Annotated in this window: 20 protein-coding genes; 19 read left to right on the top strand and 1 reads right to left on the bottom strand. The window is 39.4% G+C overall.

Annotation, left to right across the window (positions count from 1 at the left end):
- The first annotated feature begins 15 nt into the window (after positions 1–15).
- Together rpoC and AC2JF9_RS03640 are read left to right on the top strand one after the other, a co-directional pair.
- A complete protein-coding gene (gene rpoC, locus AC2JF9_RS03645) occupies positions 16–3,681 on the top strand; it encodes a DNA-directed RNA polymerase subunit beta' (protein ID WP_500725442.1) in 3,666 nt (1,221 codons plus the stop codon).
- A gap of 168 nt (positions 3,682–3,849) precedes the next feature.
- Positions 3,850–4,368 (top strand): ECF transporter S component, encoded by a 519-nt coding sequence (locus AC2JF9_RS03640; protein ID WP_500725441.1) that lies wholly within the window; start codon positions 3,850–3,852, stop codon positions 4,366–4,368.
- Between the two features lie 54 nt (positions 4,369–4,422).
- On the opposite strand, the gene AC2JF9_RS03635 is transcribed toward AC2JF9_RS03640, so the two are convergent.
- Complete coding sequence (locus AC2JF9_RS03635) at positions 4,423–5,118, bottom strand: prepilin peptidase (RefSeq protein WP_500725440.1); 696 nt, start codon at positions 5,116–5,118, stop codon at positions 4,423–4,425.
- A 201-nt stretch (positions 5,119–5,319) separates the two neighbouring features.
- Here AC2JF9_RS03635 and rpsL point away from each other — a divergent pair, with 201 nt between their 5' ends.
- The 17 genes from rpsL to rplE all read left to right on the top strand — a co-directional run bounded on the left by rpsL (position 5,320) and on the right by rplE (position 14,911).
- A complete protein-coding gene (gene rpsL, locus AC2JF9_RS03630) occupies positions 5,320–5,727 on the top strand; it encodes a 30S ribosomal protein S12 (RefSeq protein WP_500725439.1) in 408 nt (135 codons plus the stop codon).
- A 14-nt stretch (positions 5,728–5,741) separates the two neighbouring features.
- Complete coding sequence (rpsG, locus tag AC2JF9_RS03625) at positions 5,742–6,212, top strand: 30S ribosomal protein S7 (RefSeq protein ID WP_103752372.1); 471 nt, start codon at positions 5,742–5,744, stop codon at positions 6,210–6,212.
- 23 nt (positions 6,213–6,235) lie between these two features.
- Positions 6,236–8,329 carry an elongation factor G gene (gene fusA, locus AC2JF9_RS03620; protein ID WP_500725438.1) on the top strand — a complete coding sequence of 698 codons (2,094 nt, stop codon included), beginning with the start codon at positions 6,236–6,238 and terminating at the stop codon, positions 8,327–8,329.
- A gap of 320 nt (positions 8,330–8,649) precedes the next feature.
- Complete coding sequence (gene rpsJ / locus AC2JF9_RS03615) at positions 8,650–8,958, top strand: 30S ribosomal protein S10 (RefSeq protein ID WP_500725437.1); 309 nt, start codon at positions 8,650–8,652, stop codon at positions 8,956–8,958.
- Between the two features lie 25 nt (positions 8,959–8,983).
- On the top strand, positions 8,984–9,613 hold the full coding sequence (rplC, locus tag AC2JF9_RS03610) for a 50S ribosomal protein L3 (RefSeq protein ID WP_500725436.1): 630 nt from the start codon (positions 8,984–8,986) through the stop codon (positions 9,611–9,613).
- A 14-nt stretch (positions 9,614–9,627) separates the two neighbouring features.
- On the top strand, positions 9,628–10,260 hold the full coding sequence (gene rplD / locus AC2JF9_RS03605) for a 50S ribosomal protein L4 (protein WP_500725435.1): 633 nt from the start codon (positions 9,628–9,630) through the stop codon (positions 10,258–10,260).
- Entirely contained in the window at positions 10,257–10,562 is a 306-nt protein-coding gene (gene rplW, locus AC2JF9_RS03600; protein WP_500725434.1) for a 50S ribosomal protein L23, read from the top strand. The genes rplD and rplW overlap by 4 nt, the downstream gene beginning before the upstream one ends.
- Before the next feature lie 15 nt (positions 10,563–10,577).
- Positions 10,578–11,414, top strand: a complete 837-nt coding sequence (gene rplB, locus AC2JF9_RS03595) for a 50S ribosomal protein L2 (RefSeq protein ID WP_500725433.1) — start codon at positions 10,578–10,580, stop codon at positions 11,412–11,414.
- A gap of 18 nt (positions 11,415–11,432) precedes the next feature.
- Positions 11,433–11,714, top strand: coding sequence for a 30S ribosomal protein S19 (rpsS, locus tag AC2JF9_RS03590; RefSeq protein ID WP_500725432.1), 282 nt, complete (start codon positions 11,433–11,435; stop codon positions 11,712–11,714).
- A gap of 19 nt (positions 11,715–11,733) precedes the next feature.
- Positions 11,734–12,087 (top strand): 50S ribosomal protein L22, encoded by a 354-nt coding sequence (gene rplV, locus AC2JF9_RS03585; protein WP_500725431.1) that lies wholly within the window; start codon positions 11,734–11,736, stop codon positions 12,085–12,087.
- 13 nt (positions 12,088–12,100) lie between these two features.
- On the top strand, positions 12,101–12,772 hold the full coding sequence (gene rpsC, locus AC2JF9_RS03580; protein ID WP_500725430.1) for a 30S ribosomal protein S3: 672 nt from the start codon (positions 12,101–12,103) through the stop codon (positions 12,770–12,772).
- A complete protein-coding gene (rplP, locus tag AC2JF9_RS03575; protein WP_500725429.1) occupies positions 12,772–13,212 on the top strand; it encodes a 50S ribosomal protein L16 in 441 nt (146 codons plus the stop codon). The genes rpsC and rplP overlap by 1 nt, the downstream gene beginning before the upstream one ends.
- Positions 13,202–13,399, top strand: coding sequence for a 50S ribosomal protein L29 (gene rpmC / locus AC2JF9_RS03570; protein ID WP_500725428.1), 198 nt, complete (start codon positions 13,202–13,204; stop codon positions 13,397–13,399). The genes rplP and rpmC overlap by 11 nt, the downstream gene beginning before the upstream one ends.
- Positions 13,400–13,417: 18 nt before the next feature.
- The gene (gene rpsQ, locus AC2JF9_RS03565) at positions 13,418–13,684 is read left to right on the top strand and encodes a 30S ribosomal protein S17 (protein WP_500725427.1); all 267 of its coding nucleotides are present in this window, start codon (positions 13,418–13,420) and stop codon (positions 13,682–13,684) included.
- Between the two features lie 32 nt (positions 13,685–13,716).
- Positions 13,717–14,085, top strand: a complete 369-nt coding sequence (rplN, locus tag AC2JF9_RS03560; protein ID WP_034980437.1) for a 50S ribosomal protein L14 — start codon at positions 13,717–13,719, stop codon at positions 14,083–14,085.
- A 17-nt stretch (positions 14,086–14,102) separates the two neighbouring features.
- Complete coding sequence (gene rplX / locus AC2JF9_RS03555) at positions 14,103–14,354, top strand: 50S ribosomal protein L24 (protein ID WP_500725426.1); 252 nt, start codon at positions 14,103–14,105, stop codon at positions 14,352–14,354.
- 14 nt (positions 14,355–14,368) lie between these two features.
- A complete protein-coding gene (gene rplE / locus AC2JF9_RS03550; RefSeq protein WP_500725425.1) occupies positions 14,369–14,911 on the top strand; it encodes a 50S ribosomal protein L5 in 543 nt (180 codons plus the stop codon).
- Positions 14,912–14,918: the final 7 nt, after the last annotated feature.

The raw sequence follows: 14,918 nt of genomic DNA, 5'->3' as shown, positions 1-14,918 counted from the left end.
TAGGGGGTTAAACTTTTGATCGACGTAAATAAATTTGAAAGCATGCAAATAGGCCTTGCTTCTTCGAATAAAATTCGAAGCTGGTCGTATGGTGAAGTTAAAAAACCAGAAACAATTAACTACCGTACTTTAAAACCAGAAAAAGATGGTCTTTTTGATGAGAGAATCTTTGGACCGACTAAAGACTGGTCATGTACGTGTGGCAAATACAAGGGTGTAAGGTACCGCGGTATCGTTTGTGATCGTTGTGGTGTAGAAGTTACTTCCTCCAAAGTTAGAAGAGAGCGGATGGGTCACATCGAATTGGCTGCACCGGTTACTCACATTTGGTATTTCAAGGGTATTCCCTCACGAATGGGTCTTATTCTTGATATGTCACCACGATTATTGGAAGAAGTTATTTACTTCGCTGCTTATATCGTAATTGATCCAGGTGACACTGATCTTGAATTTAAGCAGTTGCTGACTGAAGCGGAATACCGCGAGCAAAAACTCAAGCTTGGCAGTCGTTTTGAAGCAAAAATGGGTGCTGAAGCTATTCGAGACTTGCTACGCAAAGTTGACCTTGAAAAAGAAGTTGCTGATTTAAAGAAAGAACTAGCAACAGCCACGGGTCAAAAGCGTACTCGTGCAATTAGAAGATTGGACATTTTAGATGCCTTTAAGGACTCTGGCAATAAACCAGAATGGATGGTTATTGATGCTGTCCCAGTTATTCCTCCTGACCTACGTCCAATGGTTCAACTTGAAGGTGGTCGTTTTGCTACATCAGACTTAAACGACTTGTATCGTCGAGTTATCAACCGTAACAATCGTTTGAAACGACTGCTTGACTTAAATGCACCAAATATCATTGTCCAAAATGAAAAACGAATGCTGCAAGAAGCTGTTGATGCTTTGATTGATAACGGTCGTCGTGGTCGCTCAGTTGTTGGACCAGGTAATCGTCCTCTTAAGTCACTATCGCATATGCTTAAGGGTAAGCAAGGTCGATTCCGCCAAAATTTGCTTGGTAAACGTGTTGACTACTCAGGTCGTTCCGTTATTGATGTTTCACCTAAGTTGAAATTCTATCAATGTGGTGTTCCGCGCCCAATGGCTCTTGAATTATTCAAGCCGTTCGTGATGCACGAACTAGTTAAACGTAAAATTGCCTCAAATATCAAGAGTGCTAAACGTAAAATTGATCGTGAAGACGATGATGTGTGGGATGTACTTGAAGATGTAATTAAAGAAAGGACAGTTTTACTAAACCGTGCACCTACTTTGCACCGTTTGAGTATTCAAGCCTTTGAACCTGTCCTAGTTGCTGGTAAGTCTATTCGCTTGCATCCACTTGCTTGTGAGGCCTACAATGCTGACTTCGATGGTGACCAGATGGCCATTCACGTTCCCTTATCTGACGAAGCAGTTGCTGAATCTCGTTTACTAATGCTAGCTGCTCACCACATTTTGGCTCCTAAAGATGGTAAGCCAATTGTTACGCCATCTCAGGATATAGTTTTAGGTAACTACTGGTTAACTCAAGCTGAAAAAGGTCGTGAAGGTGAAGGAATGATCTTCAATTCACCTGACGAAGCAACTGTAGCCTACAACAACGGCGATATTCACTACCATTCAATTATTGGTATGTCAGCTGATTCAATGCCTGAAAAGGCTTGGCCTAAGGGATACGAACATGGTATCTTCCTTACTACCTATGGCCGGGTGATATTTAACCAGATTTTCCCAGAAGATTACTTCTATGTTAATGAGCCAACTGATGAAAACTTGAATAGTCCGCTTAATGTAAAATATTTCATGGAACCTGGTGAAGATATTCGGGAAAAAATTGATAACGTTGGTGAAGAGTTAGTTTCAACTCCGTTCAAGAAATCATTTTTATCTGATTCAATTGCCACGATTTATAAGTACTATAAAGTTCAAAGAACTTCAGAGTATCTTGATGATTTAAAGACTCTTGGTTATACAAGTTCAACAACTTCAGGTATTACGATTGGAATGACTGACGTTCCCGAAATTGATGACAAGGACGAAAAAGTTGAAAAAGCCCATAAACAAGTTGATGTTGTTTCTAAGCAGTTCAGACGTGGACTTATTACTGAAGAAGAACGTCATGATCGGGTAATCAGCATTTGGAATGAATGTAAGGATCAAGTTCAAAACGAAATTGCGCAAATTTATGATCCTCGTAACCCAATTACTATCATGGCCGACTCAGGTGCCCGTGGTAATATTTCGAACTTTACTCAACTAGCAGGTATGCGTGGTTTAATGGCTACTCCAAACGGTGGTTTGTTCGAAATTCCTGTTACTTCAAACTTCAAAGAAGGCTTGTCGGTTCTTGAACTCTTCATGTCAACTCACGGCGCACGTAAAGGAATGACTGATACGGCGTTGAAGACTGCTCAGTCGGGCTACTTGACTCGTCGTTTAGTTGACGTTGCTCAGGACGTTATTATTCGTGAAGATGATTGTGGGACTGACCGTGGTATCCATGTTCACGCCATCATGGAAGGCGACGAATTAATCGAGCCTTTATACGATCGTTTGTTAGGTCGTTTCACCAACGAAACGGTTAAGGATCCAAAAACTGGTGAAACAATTGTTGGGCCAAATGTGATGCTCGATGAGAATCTGTCACGTGCAATCTGTGATGCTGGTGTAACTGATGTCAAGATTCGCTCAATTTTAACTTGTGATACGCCGCACGGTGTTTGCCGCAAGTGTTATGGCATGAACCTGGCTACAGGTGAAGAAGTTGAAGTTGGTGAAGCAGTCGGTACTGTTGCTGCTCAGTCAATCGGTGAACCAGGTACCCAGCTTACGCTTCGTACTTTCCACAATGGTGGTGTTGCCGGTGCTGAAGATATTACTCAGGGTCTTCCTCGTGTGCAAGAGTTGTTTGAGGCGCGCAACCCTAAAGGGCGTGCAGTCATCTCAGAAGTTGATGGTACGATTGATTCAATTCAAGAAAACCCAGCTGAGCATACCCGTGAAATTACTGTTAAGGGTAGAATTGATACTAGAAGTTACAGTGTTCCTTATACTGCCTCAGTTGCGGTTGCCGAAGGTGATGAAGTTAACCGTGGTGATAAGTTGACGCTTGGTTCAATCGATCCAAAAGAATTAATTCAAGTAACTGATACGTTAACAACTGAAGAATATATTTTAGTTGAAGTTCAAAAAGCATATAGAATGCAAGGGGTTGACATCTCCGATAAGCACGTCGAAGTATTAACTCGGCAAATGTTGCAAAAAGTCCGTGTTCTTGATCCTGGTGAAACTAATTTACTTCCAGGTGAAATCATGGATATCGGTGAATTTAAAGAGCGTAACACTTCAGTAATTATTTCTGGTGGTATTCCTGCAACCGCACAAAGTGTGATTCTGGGAATTACTAAGGCTGCACTTGAAACTAACAGTTTCTTATCTGCTGCTTCATTCCAAGAAACTACCCGTGTATTGACTGATGCGTCAATCAGAGGTAAGAATGATCCACTTCTTGGTTTGAAAGAGAACGTTATTATCGGTAAGATTATTCCTGCTGGTACAGGTCTTCCAATTTATCGGGATATGGAACCAGAAGCAGACGTCAAAAAACCTAAATCAGTTTATTCAATAGCAGATATTGAGAAAAAGATGAAGGAAGCAGACGAAGCTAACGAGTCACAAGATTAATATAAATAAAAAAGCTTCTACTTTTTAAGGTAGGAGCTTTTTTTATTTAGCTGATATTGGAAAATGCGTACTTTCTCAGTAACGCTATTTTAAAAATAAATGATATATATTATAATATTTTAATATTAATATGTAGGTAGGTCATGTTTACAAAGAAAGAAATCTATTATGTCTAAGCAATCTGTGTTTTCTTTAAAAGGGTTAATATTGTTAGCTCTATTGATAGCTATTAATGTGGTGGTTAGCCGCGTTTTCATCATTCCAATGCCACTTACACATGGCAATGTCAACTTGTGTGATGCAATAATTGATTTAGTAGCTTTGTTGTATGGTCCAATTGCAGGCAGTCTTGTTGGAGGACTTTCAGGATTTTTACTTGATTTACTTGGCGGCTATGGCCAATTTATGATTTTCTCTCTAATTGTGCATGGTTTAGAAGGATTACTTGTTGGGTTGATCTTCAAATACTGGAAGTTCAACAAAGGACAACTTAAAGCTGTCATTGCAGGCATGGGTGGTATTTTCTTCATGGTATCTGGTTATTTTGTCACAAATACAGTGCTTTATACTTGGGCTGCCGGCTTGGCTAGTCTGTTCTCAAACACAATTCAAGGTATTGTGGGATTAGTGGTAGCTATATTATTGCTGCCCAAATTTCAAGTCATATTGGCTAAATATGGTTGGTAGCATTTGACTTTATGAAACATATATCGGGTGATTTTGGCTTAAGCAACTATATATTTAAAATTCGTATACTAACAATTGGATAACAAAACCCAAAAAAATAAAAGGAATAAAAGCAACAGACTCTTTAACTTTTAGTTGATGACAGGCAAAAAGTCCAAGCACAAGAATTGAAGCAGTTAAAAGAGTTAGGTTGGCAAATTCTGGTTTAAAGTAAAATACTAGAATTAGGTAAATTAGTAAATCTCCACCTCCTAATTTATGTCTAGCTATCTCAAAGATGAACAAAAATAAAATTGGAAAAAACTGGAAATAATCAGTTAAATCATATTTTGGAATAGTTTTAATAGCGCGAATAAATGCTAGAAAAATTGCCGGAAAAATAAATCTAATATCAAAATACTTCTTTTGATAGTCACTGATTGTTGCCAGTAATAAGCAGAATATCACGACTGCGGTAAATATACTGGTTATGTTGGCAAAATTAATATTATAAAATGCGAAGCCACCGATAAGTTCAATAGCAAAATATTCTACTGGAATTGAAACCTTACAATAACGGCAACGCCCCTTGAGTATCAAATAGGAAAGAAGCGGCAGTTCATCGAGTAAGTTTAGGGTAAAACCACAATTCATGCATTTTGAACGTGAAAAAACAAAACTACTTTTGCCAAATCGTTCAACAACTACGGTTGCGTGCGAAGCTATACAGGAGCCAATATAAAAACTAAAGAATTTGAAAATCCATTCCATACATTTCACCTCAAATAACTAAATACGCAAAAAGTGAAATAATTGTTTATTTTATAAAAAAGTCCAATTGTCAAAAAAATTTGCTTTTTTAATAAAATCGAGTACAATAGTCTTTGTGCATTTTGAAGATAAATTCAGGACTAAAAAAGAAACTCCTGGATGTGTGAACAAGATAATCGAATTTTTAGGAGGAATAATTTAATGCCAACCATTAATCAATTGGTAAGAAAAGGCCGTCAAACTAAGACGACTAAATCAAAATCACCGGCTTTAAGCTACGGTTATAACAGTATGAAGAAAGAGTTAGTATCAAACCCTGCTCCCCAAATGCGAGGAGTTGCAACTCGTGTGGGTACTATGACTCCAAAGAAGCCAAACTCAGCTTTACGTAAGTATGCTCGTGTTCGTCTTTCTAACTTAATTGAAGTTACTGCTTACATTCCTGGTGAAGGTCATAATCTACAAGAACACTCGGTTGTATTAATCCGTGGTGGACGTGTAAAGGACCTTCCTGGTGTACGTTATCACATTATCCGTGGTGCTCTTGATACCGCTGGTGTTGATGGTAGAAAGCAAAGCCGTTCTAAGTACGGTGCCAAGAAAGATTAAGGAGGAGTTAAATAATGCCTAGAAAAGGACACGTAACTAAAAGAGATATCTTAGCGGATCCAGTTTACAATTCAAAGCTTGTTACCAAGTTGATCAACCACTTGATGCTTGACGGTAAGAGAGCTAAGGCATCTTCAATCCTTTATGATGCTTTCGACATTGTTAAAGAAAAGACTGGTAAGGAACCACTTGAAGTCTTTGAAGAAGCTATGAACAATATTATGCCAGTTTTAGAAGTTAGAGCTCGCCGCATTGGTGGTTCAAACTACCAAATTCCAGTTGAAGTACGTCCTGAAAGAAGAACTACTTTAGGTTTAAGATGGCTTGTGTCTTATGCTCGTTTGCGTAATGAGCACACAATGGATGAACGCCTAGCTAACGAGATCATTGATGCCTCAAACAATACTGGTTCTGCAGTCAAGAAGCGTGAAGATGTACACCGTATGGCTGAAGCCAACCGTGCATTTGCTCACTATCGTTTCTAGTTTTTTAAGGAGAGAAATAATTTATGGCTAATAAGCGTGAATTTCCATTAGAAAAAACACGTAATATTGGTATCATGGCCCACATTGATGCGGGTAAGACTACCACTACTGAGCGTATTCTTTATTACACTGGTAAAATCCATAAAATTGGTGAGACTCACGAAGGTGACTCCCAAATGGACTGGATGGAAGAAGAAAAAGAACGTGGTATTACCATTACCTCAGCAGCTACTACGGCTCAATGGAATGACTACAGAATTAACATTATCGATACCCCTGGACACGTAGATTTCACTATTGAAGTTGAGCGTTCTTTGCGGGTTCTTGATGGTGCGGTAACAGTTCTTGATGCCCAAGCAGGAGTAGAGCCACAGACTGAAAATGTTTGGCGTCAAGCTGAAACTTATGGTGTTCCTCGAATTGTTTTTGTTAACAAGATGGATAAAATTGGTGCTGACTTTGATAAGTCTGTTACCTCTTTACATGAACGTTTAAACGCCAATGCTTTAGCTGTTCAAATGCCAATTGGCTCAGCAGAGAGCTTTGAGGGCGTTATCGACTTGATTAACATGGTTGCCGACGTATATGACGAAGACAAGCTTGGATCTAAGTGGGATACTATTCCAGTTCCTGATGAGTATAAAGAAGAAGCTGAAAAGCGTCGTAATGAGTTAATTGAACAAGTTGCTGATGTCGATGACGACGTTATGGAAAAATACCTTAATGGTGAAGAAGTTTCTGTTGACGAATTAAAGGCAGCTATTCGTAAGGCAACTTTAAACTTAAAGGCCTTTCCAGTATTTGCTGGTTCAGCATTTAAGAACAAAGGTGTTCAGATGATGCTTGACGGCGTAGTAGACTACTTGCCATCACCATTAGATGTTAAGCCTTATATTGCTCATGATCCAAAGACTGATGAAGAAGTTGAGTTAATTGCAAGTGACGATAAGCCGTTTTCAGCTTTAGCATTTAAGATTGCTACGGACCCGTTTGTTGGACGATTGACATACATTCGGGTTTACACTGGATCACTTGAATCGGGTTCATACGTTTTAAATGCTTCTAAGAACAGTCGTGAACGTGTTGGTCGTTTATTGCAAATGCATGCTAACTCGAGAAGCGAAATTTCTGAAGTATTCTCAGGTGATATTGCTGGTGCGATTGGATTAAAGAACACCACAACTGGTGACTCATTAACTGATCCTGATCACCCATTAATTCTTGAAAGTCTGGAAGTTCCTGATCCAGTTATTCAAGTTTCAATCGAGCCAGAATCAAAAGCTGATCGTGACAAGCTTGATGTCGCTCTTCAGAAATTAACTGAAGAAGACCCAACTTTCAGAGCTGAAACTAATGCTGAAACTGGTCAGACTTTGATTTCCGGAATGGGTGAATTGCACCTTCAAATCATGGTTGAACGTATGAAACGTGAATTCCATGTTGAAGCCAAAATCGGTGAGCCACAGGTTGCTTACCGTGAAACCTTTACTAAACCTGCTAAGGCACAAGGTAAATTTGTTCGTCAATCAGGTGGTAAGGGTCAATACGGTGATGTTTGGATTGAATTCACACCAAACGAAAGAGGTAAAGGCTACGAATTCGAAGACGCTATTGTCGGTGGTGTTGTTCCGCGTGAGTTCATTCCTTCAGTAGATGCTGGTTTGCAAGAATCTATGAAGAACGGTATTCTCGCTGGTTACCCATTAATTGATGTTAAAGCTAAACTTTACGATGGTAGTTACCACGAAGTCGACTCTTCAGAAGCTGCTTTCAAGGTTGCAGCATCCTTAGCACTAAGAAATGCCGCTCCTAAGGCTGGTGCCGTAATTCTTGAACCAATTATGAAAGTTCAAGTAATTACTCCTGAAGATTACTTGGGTGACGTAATGGGCTCAATTACTGCTCGTCGTGGTACGATGGACAACATGGTTGACCGTGCAGGCGCTAAGGTGTTGAATTCAATGGTCCCACTTGCTGAAATGTTTGGTTATGCAACTACTTTGCGTTCATCAACTCAAGGACGCGGAACTTTCACAATGGTATTTGATCACTATGAAGCTACACCGAAATCGATTCAAGAAGAAATTATCAAGAGTCGCGGCGGACACGCTGAATAGTCTTGAAAAATCAAAGAGTTATTGATAACACAATAACTCTTTTTTTGTGTAGTAAACGAATTTTTATTTTTGTCTTATAAACTGGCACTACCTAATTAAATAAAATTAAAAAAAGTGCTCAAAATCCTTGATATTTCGCCTTAAAGTCGTTATACTAGTGTTTGTGCTTTTAGGGCGTAGTGCGCCCTAATGCGCATATTTGTTGTAAAGCGTTGATGCAAAAGGTTGCGGCACACCAGGCTGCATTGCCACAGAGGCGGCGCCGGGAATTTTTGCGGAAGCTAGTCATCTTTAAAAGAAGACGTTGAGGAGGTAATTCAATGGCAAGTCAATCAATTCGTATCAGACTTAAGTCTTACGAACATGGTATTCTCGATGAATCGGCTGCTAAAATTGTAGATACAGCTAAGAGAACTGGTGCTGAAATTTCAGGTCCTGTTCCCTTACCAACAGAAAGGGTATTGTTCACTGTTCTTCGTTCACCACATAAGAACAAGGATTCACGTGAACAATTTGAAATGCGTACGCATAAGCGTTTAATCGATATTTTAAATCCTACACCTAAAACTGTTGATTCTTTAATGAAGCTTGATTTACCAAGCGGTGTTGACATCGAAATCAAATTATAATTTTTAAAGAGAAAGAGGTGTAATCATGACCAAAGGAATCTTAGGAAGAAAAGTCGGTATGACTCAAGTCTTCACCAAAGATGGTATCCTTGTTCCGGTAACTGTTGTCGAAGCAGCTCCTAACGTTGTTATGCAAGTTAAGACTGTTGAATCAGACGGTTACGAAGCAGTTCAATTAGGATATCAAGACAAGCGTGAAGTTTTGAGCAACAAACCAGAAAAAGGTCATGCTGAAAAAGCAAAGACTTCGCCTAAGCGCTTCATACGTGAAATCCGCGGAGTTGAGCTTAAGGACTACGAAGTCGGCTCAGAAATTACTGTGGACACATTTAAGGAAGGTGACGTCGTAGACGTTACTGGCACTACAAGGGGTCATGGATACCAAGGTAACATCAAACGCTGGGGCCAATCACGTGGACCTGAAACTCACGGTTCAAGATATCACAGAATTCCTGGTTCAATGGGTTCTATTATCAATCGTGTTCCAAAAGGCAAACGCTTGCCTGGTCACATGGGTATGAAGAAAGTTACCATTGAAAATTTGGTAATTGAAAAAGTTGTAGCTGATAAGAATGTTTTACTTATTAAAGGTAACGTTCCAGGTGCTAAAAACTCATTAATTACTGTTAAATCCGCTGTTAAGAATAATAAATAGGAAGGAGGACTAGAATGGCTAATTTAAAAGTTATCGATCAAAAAGGTAAAGCTGCTGGTGAAGTTACTTTAAAAGATGAAGTATTTGGTATCGAACCAAACGAAAGCGTAGTTTTTGATGCAATCATCAGACAAAGAGCCGGCAGACGTCAAGGTACCTCGAAGGTTAAAAATAGATCCGCTGTTCGTGGTGGTGGTAAGAAGCCTTGGAAACAAAAGGGTACTGGACGTGCTCGTCAAGGTTCTATCAGATCACCTCAATGGCGCGGCGGTGGTGTAGTCTTTGGACCAACTCCACGTTCTTACGCATATTCAATGCCTAGAAAACAACGTCGTTTGGCTATCAAGTCAGTTCTTTCCCAAAAGTTAATTGACAAGGATTTAATTGTTTTAGATCAGTTGACAATGTCGGCTCCTAAGACTAAAGAATTTAAGTCAATTTTGGACAGCTTAAAGATTGAAGGTAAGGTACTTATTGTTTCAGATGACAAGAATGTACAACTTTCAGCTAAGAACTTACCAAAAGTTAAGGTTGTAACTATCAATGGTTTAAATGTTGAAGATGTTGTTAATTACGACAAGTTAATCTTGACTAAGGAAGCTATTGAGAAGATTGAAGAGAATGTTGAGGGGGCTTCGAAGAAATGAACGCACATGATATCATTTTAAGACCTATCATTACTGAAAAGTCAACGAACTTAATGGATGATAAGAAGTACACTTTCAATGTGCTTTTAACTGCAACCAAGACTCAAGTTCGTTACGCTGTTGAAGAAATCTTTGATGTAAAAGTTAAGAAAGTTAATATCATGAATGTTCGTGGTAAAGACAAACGAGTTGGCCGATACACTGGTAAAACTCCTCGCAGCCGTAAGGCAATTGTCACTTTAACTGATGATTCAAACGATATCAAGATTTTCAAAGACGAAAACCAAGAAGAAAATAAGTAATAGGAGGTCAGTCAATTGGCTATTAAGATTTATAAGCCAACCACAAACGGTCGCCGTAATATGACTTCTTCTGACTTTGCTGAGATTACTAAGAGCAAGCCAGAACGTACCTTGCTAGAATCGCAATCACGTACTGCAGGTCGTAACTCATATGGTCGTATTACAAGTAGACACCGTGGCGGTGGTCATAAGCAAAAATACCGTATCATCGATTTTAAACGTAACAAAGATAATGCAAAAGCAGTTGTTAAGGCTATCGAATACGATCCAAACAGATCTGCTAACATTGCACTTCTTCATTACACTGATGGTATTAAAACTTACATTTTAGCTCCTAAAGGACTAAAAGTTGGCGATGTTGTTGAATCTGGTCCTGATTCGGACATTAAACCAGGCAACGCTCTGCCATTAAAGAATATTCCTACTGGTACTTCAATTCATAACATTGAATTGCGACCAGGTCGTGGTGGACAGCTTGTAAGAAGTGCGGGAACTAACGCACAAGTTTTAGGTAGCGATGGTAAGTATACTTTAGTTAGACTTCAAAGTGGTGAGGTTAGAAAGATCTTATCAACTTGTCGCGCAACTATTGGTGTAGTTGGCAATGAACAACACTCATTGATTCAATTAGGTAAAGCTGGCCGTAGTCGCTGGTTAGGCAGACGTCCACAATCTCGTGGTTCTGTAATGAACCCTAATGATCACCCACATGGTGGTGGTGAAGGTAAGGCTCCAGTTGGTCGCCCACAACCTATGACTCCTTGGGGTAAGAAAGCTCGCGGTATCAAGACTAGAAATAGCAAGAGAGCTAGCGAGAAACTGATCATTCGTCACCGTAAGGGTAGCAAATAATAGAAGGAGGGTTAATTAATGAGCCGTAGTATTAAAAAAGGGCCTTTTGCTGACGCTTCTTTGCTTAAGAAAGTCGATGCACAAGCAGACACAGAGAAAAAGCAGGTTATTAAAACCTGGTCACGTCGTTCAACTATTTTCCCTTCCTTCGTTGGTTTGACTATAGCTGTATACGATGGAAGAAAACATGTTCCAGTTTACATTACTGAAGACATGGTTGGTCACAAGTTAGGTGAATTTGTTCCTACAAGAACTTTCCATGGACACAAGACATCTGACGACAAGGCTACTAAAAAATAGAGGAAGGAGAAACACTTAAATGGCAGAACAAATTAGTTCAGCTAGGGCTGAAGCAAGAACAGTTCGTATTGCTCCAAGAAAAGCACGTTTGGTCATTGATTTAATTCGTGGCAAAGATGTTGCAGAAGCATTGGCAATCTTGCAATTCACGCCTAGAGCTGCTTCCCCAGTCGTTGAAAAAGTTTTACGCTCAGCAATCGCTAATGCGGAACACAACTATGATCTTGAAAGTGCGAACCTATACGTATCTGAAGCATACGTAAATGAAGGTGCAACCTTGAAGAGATTCAGACCCCGTGCTAAAGGGATGGCTTCTCCAATTAACAAGAGAACTTGTCATGTAGTTGTAGTAGTTTCAGAAAAGAACGATTAAGGGAGGTATATTAATGGGTCAGAAAATTAACCCAAATGGTTTTCGTCTCGGCGTAATTCGTGACTGGGAATCTAAATGGTATGCTGACAGAGGATACAAAGAAACCTTGAATGAAGACCTAAAGATTAGAAACTTCATTACCAAGAAATTAAAAGATGCCTCTGTTTCTACTATTGAAATTGAACGTGCAGCAAACAGAATTAACGTATCAATCAATACCTCAAAGCCAGGTATGGTAATTGGTAAAGGTGGTACGGAAGTTGAAGCATTAAGAAAAGAACTAAATGCTTTAACCAAAAAGCAAGTTCACGTTAATATTGTTGAAATTAAGAAACCAGATCTTGATGCCAAGTTAGTAGCTGAGAGTATTGCAAGTCAACTAGAAGCTCGTATTGCTTTCAGACGTGCTATGCGCCAAGCTACTCAAAGATCTATGCGTGCCGGTGCTACTGGAATTAAAGTTCAAACTTCTGGACGTTTAAATGGTGCTGACATGGCAAGAAGAGAATGGCATACTGAAGGTCGTGTTCCATTACAAACTTTAAGAGCTGACATTGATTATGCTTGGGTAAATGCTTTCACTACTTATGGTGAAATTGGTGTACAAGTATGGATCAATCGTGGTGAAGTCTTACCTTCAAAGAGTAAGAAACCAGAAAAAGCTGTGAAAGGAGGAAATAAATAATGCCTCTAGTACCAAAGCGAGTAAAACACCGTCGTGAATTCCGTGGGAAGATGCGTGGTGCTGCTAAGGGCGGTAAAACTATCGCCTTTGGTGAATATGGTTTACAAGCCCTTGAGTCTCACTGGATTTCTAACCAACAAATCGAAGCTGCTCGTGTTGCAATGACACGTTACATGAAACGTGGCGGTAAAGTTTGGATTAGAATTTTCCCTCAAAAGTCATACACTGCAAAAGGTGTAGGTGTACGTATGGGTTCCGGTAAAGGTGCACCAGCAGGCTGGGTAGCCGTTGTTAAGAGAGAAAAAATTATGTTTGAAATTGGTGGCGTTAGCGAAGAAGTTGCTCGTGAAGCTTTAAGACTTGCTTCAACTAAGTTACCAATCAAGTGTAAGTTTGTGACAAAAAGTTCGGAAGTAGGTGGCAATTCTAATGAAGGCTAAGGATATCAGAGCACTAACCACTGATCAGATGTTGGACAAGGAAAAGCAATATAAAGAAGAACTCTTTAACTTGCGTTTTCAACAAGCAACGGGTCAATTAGAAAATACCGCTCGCCTAAGCAAAGTCCGTAAAAACATCGCTAGAATTAAAACAGTTCTAAGTGAAGATGCATTGAAGAAAGATTAGTGGAAGGGAGTTATTAACTTGAGCGAATCAATCGAAAGAAATCGTCGTCACGTATATCAAGGTCGAGTAATTTCTGATAAGAACGACAAGACTATTACAGTTGTTGTTGATACTTACAAAAATCACCCTGTTTACAAAAAGCGTATCAAATATTCTAAAAAATATTACGCACAAGACGAGAAAAATGAAGCTAAAGTTGGCGATACTGTTCGTATCATGGAAACCCGTCCATTATCTCGTACAAAGCGCTTCCGTTTAGTTGAAATTGTCAAGAAATCTGTATAGTTTTGCGGATTTAGTGAGGGGAGGATTAAATAGTGATTCAAAATGAATCCCGTTTGAAGGTTGCTGATAACTCAGGTGCCAGAGAACTATTGGTTATTAGAGTCTTAGGTGGATCAAGACGTAAGACTGGTAACATTGGTGACATCGTAGTAGCAACTGTTAAACAAGCAACACCAGGTGGCGTTGTCAAAAAAGGTGACGTTGTTAAGGCTGTCATTGTTAGAACAAAATCAGGCGCGCGTCGTGAAGATGGATCATACATCAAGTTTGATGAAAATGCCGGCGTAGTAATTAATGCAGATAAGAGCCCACGTGGTACTCGTATCTTTGGGCCTGTTGCGCGTGAGTTGCGTGAGCACGACTTTATGAAGATCGTCTCTCTTGCTCCTGAAGTCTTATAATTAAGTGAGGTGCACTGATGTTTGTTAAAACTGGTGACAAAGTAAAAGTTATTGCCGGAAAAGACAAAGGAAAAGAAGGTATTGTTCTTTCTGTTAACGTTAAGAAAAACCGTGTAGTTGTTAAAGGCGTTAATACGATCAAGAAACATCAAAAACCTTCGCAAACTAACGCAAATGGTGGAGTAGTTGAATCTGAAGGTTCAATTCATGCATCAAATGTGAAAGTTATTGCCAAGTCTGAAGGCAAAAAAGAAGAAAGTAAGAAATAGGAAGGAGGACACAAATGGCAAATTATTTAGCTGAAGAATATAAAGAAAAAATTGTTCCTGCATTGCAAGAAAAGTTTGAATACAAATCAGTTATGCAAGTACCTAAGATTGAAAAAATCGTTTTAAACATGGGTGTTGGTGATGCAGTTACTAATGCAAAGAACTTGGATGAAGCAGTTGAAGAGCTAACTCTAATTTCAGGTCAAAAGCCTTTGGTAACTAAAGCTAAGAAGTCAATCGCTAACTTCCGGTTGCGTGAAGGTATGTCTATCGGTGCTAAGGTTACACTTAGGGGCGATAGGATGTACGATTTCTTGTACAAGTTAATTAGTGTTTCACTTCCTCGGGTTCGTGACTTCCGCGGTGTCTCAAGCCGTTCATTTGATGGTCGTGGTAACTACACTTTAGGTATTAAGGAACAATTGATTTTCCCTGAAATTGATTTTGATAAAGTTAATCGAACTAGGGGCTTAGATGTTGTTATCGTTACTACTGCCAACACTGATGAGGAAGCTCGTGAGCTTTTAAGTCAATTTGGTATGCCGTTTGCAAAATAATGGAGGA

The sequence above is a fragment of the Lactobacillus sp. C449L genome, from assembly GCF_059900815.1.
This window is presented reverse-complemented; position numbering and strand designations above follow the sequence as displayed.

Coding starts and splice junctions, on each gene's coding strand:
- rpsS (WP_500725432.1), top strand. CDS start 11,433: ATGAGCCGTAGTATTAAAAAAGGGCCTTTTGCTGACGCTTCTTTGCTT.
- AC2JF9_RS03635 (WP_500725440.1), bottom strand. CDS start 5,118: ATGGAATGGATTTTCAAATTCTTTAGTTTTTATATTGGCTCCTGTATA.
- rplE (WP_500725425.1), top strand. CDS start 14,369: ATGGCAAATTATTTAGCTGAAGAATATAAAGAAAAAATTGTTCCTGCA.
- rplD (WP_500725435.1), top strand. CDS start 9,628: ATGGCTAATTTAAAAGTTATCGATCAAAAAGGTAAAGCTGCTGGTGAA.
- rpmC (WP_500725428.1), top strand. CDS start 13,202: ATGAAGGCTAAGGATATCAGAGCACTAACCACTGATCAGATGTTGGAC.
- rpsJ (WP_500725437.1), top strand. CDS start 8,650: ATGGCAAGTCAATCAATTCGTATCAGACTTAAGTCTTACGAACATGGT.
- rpsG (WP_103752372.1), top strand. CDS start 5,742: ATGCCTAGAAAAGGACACGTAACTAAAAGAGATATCTTAGCGGATCCA.
- rplW (WP_500725434.1), top strand. CDS start 10,257: ATGAACGCACATGATATCATTTTAAGACCTATCATTACTGAAAAGTCA.
- rpsC (WP_500725430.1), top strand. CDS start 12,101: ATGGGTCAGAAAATTAACCCAAATGGTTTTCGTCTCGGCGTAATTCGT.
- rplX (WP_500725426.1), top strand. CDS start 14,103: ATGTTTGTTAAAACTGGTGACAAAGTAAAAGTTATTGCCGGAAAAGAC.
- AC2JF9_RS03640 (WP_500725441.1), top strand. CDS start 3,850: ATGTCTAAGCAATCTGTGTTTTCTTTAAAAGGGTTAATATTGTTAGCT.
- rplV (WP_500725431.1), top strand. CDS start 11,734: ATGGCAGAACAAATTAGTTCAGCTAGGGCTGAAGCAAGAACAGTTCGT.
- rpsL (WP_500725439.1), top strand. CDS start 5,320: ATGCCAACCATTAATCAATTGGTAAGAAAAGGCCGTCAAACTAAGACG.
- rplC (WP_500725436.1), top strand. CDS start 8,984: ATGACCAAAGGAATCTTAGGAAGAAAAGTCGGTATGACTCAAGTCTTC.
- fusA (WP_500725438.1), top strand. CDS start 6,236: ATGGCTAATAAGCGTGAATTTCCATTAGAAAAAACACGTAATATTGGT.
- rplP (WP_500725429.1), top strand. CDS start 12,772: ATGCCTCTAGTACCAAAGCGAGTAAAACACCGTCGTGAATTCCGTGGG.